Source organism: Prevotella sp. tc2-28, assembly GCF_900107705.1.
Lineage (GTDB): Bacteria > Bacteroidota > Bacteroidia > Bacteroidales > Bacteroidaceae > Prevotella.
This window is the reverse complement of the sequence record NZ_FNRE01000032.1, coordinates 1-1,625: the sequence shown is the minus strand read 5'-3', so window position 1 is coordinate 1,625 and position 1,625 is coordinate 1. Positions and strand designations below refer to the sequence as shown.

General features: G+C 48.4%; 2 protein-coding genes. Both read left to right on the top strand.

What is annotated here, in order from left to right:
• Window positions 1–307: 307 nt before the first annotated feature.
• Window positions 308–499 (top strand): hypothetical protein, encoded by a 192-nt coding sequence (locus BLU47_RS15000; RefSeq protein ID WP_218131554.1) that lies wholly within the window; start codon window positions 308–310, stop codon window positions 497–499.
• Window positions 409–1,554 (top strand): IS3 family transposase, encoded by a 1,146-nt coding sequence (locus tag BLU47_RS14400; RefSeq protein ID WP_255402233.1) that lies wholly within the window; start codon window positions 409–411, stop codon window positions 1,552–1,554. The genes BLU47_RS15000 and BLU47_RS14400 overlap by 91 nt, the downstream gene beginning before the upstream one ends.
• Window positions 1,555–1,625: the final 71 nt, after the last annotated feature.

Genomic DNA, 1,625 nt, shown 5'->3' with positions numbered 1-1,625 from the left:
TGTCTTGCCCTGAAAAACGTTGAATCAAAAACAACGTTTAAAAATGGAGAAAACAGAAGATTCAGATTTGTTGGAGTTGCAGGAACTCGCACTAAAGCACAAAAACGTCAAAAAGCACAAGTCTTTGGCTGAAATACGCATGATAGTCAAGGCCCATTTGTTAAATCATGTGCCAACTGAGCAACTAAGTGCAGATTTTGGTGTTAGTAGTAGGACAATTCGAAGATGGATTAGTACCTTTGCAGACGGGAAAGTGCCTGAGCGTAGAAGACAAGGCATTCCAGATGTCAAACCAAATCCGTCTAGTATGTCTAAAAAGAGTCAGAGACCAGTGGAGAGCGAGGCCGAGGAACTGGCCCGTCTCAGGGAAGAGAACAAGCGCCTGGCGGAAGCGTTGAAGATGGCCGAGTGGATGAATCATGCCAAGGATGTGATGATCGACGAGGCCGAGAAGATGTTCAACATTCCAATCAGAAAAAAAGCTGGCGCCAAACAGTAACAAGGCTTGCCGCAGAGAAGGTCAAGGGTCAGACCATGGGCCTTCTCTGCCGGCTGTTTGGCAAGAGCTGGCAGGCATACTATCAGTACAGGGACACGTTAAGCAGACAACGGCTAAGGGAAGAGATGGTAATCCAGTTCGTCAAGGATATACGCCAGCTGGATCCCGGTATTGGCGGAGAGAAGCTTCACTACATGTATCGCGAGCGTTTTGGAGCCGACTATGAATACATGGTGGGACGTGACAAGATGGAGGCAATAATAGCCCGTAACGGCTTGAACGTGAGGCTCCCCAGGCGTCGTCCCCGCACGACGGACTCCACCCACGGACTCCCTACGTATCCGAATCTGGTAAAGGATCTCATGCCGATACGCAAGAACCAGGTCTGGGTGACGGACATCACCTATATCCCTGTCTGGAATCCCGATGGCAGCTATACCTTCTGTTACCTCTCGATGATAACGGACTGCTATACCAGGGAAGTCATCAGCTGGTATGTGGGCGAGACGATGGAAGCCTGGTGCAGCGTCGAGTGCCTCATGAAGGCACTTGATACGCTTGATCCTAATGAGGTCATCAATCTCATCCACCACTCAGACAGAGGCATCCAGTACGTCAGTGCAGCATATACATCACTGCTTATCGAGGCTGGTATCAAGATCAGCATGACGGAGAGCGGCGATCCCAAGGACAATGCAGTGGCAGAGCGCCAGAACAACACCGTCAAAAACGAGCTGCTCAAGGACATCAAATTCCATTCTATAGGCGAAGTGAGGAGAGCTATGGAAAAGGCCGTGGCCTTCTATAACAACGAACGTCCGCACATGTCGCTGAACAACATGACACCTCGTCAGGCAGCATCATGTACGGGTAAAATACAGAAAAAATGGATCAGCTACAGAGAAAAGTACCTCGATAATTTGGAAATTCAAGAAGGAGCATGTACCTTTGCACCGCAAACCCTGAATATGATTGAACGGCTTTCCGCGGAGCCTATTCAACAGAAACAAGGGTTAAGAGAGAATGATTCAACTTTTGCCAGGGATAAGAATTAAGGTACCCAACAGGCATTCAACCTATGGCAGGGTTAAGGTAAAAACCATTCAACTTTTTCTAGGGTAGTACA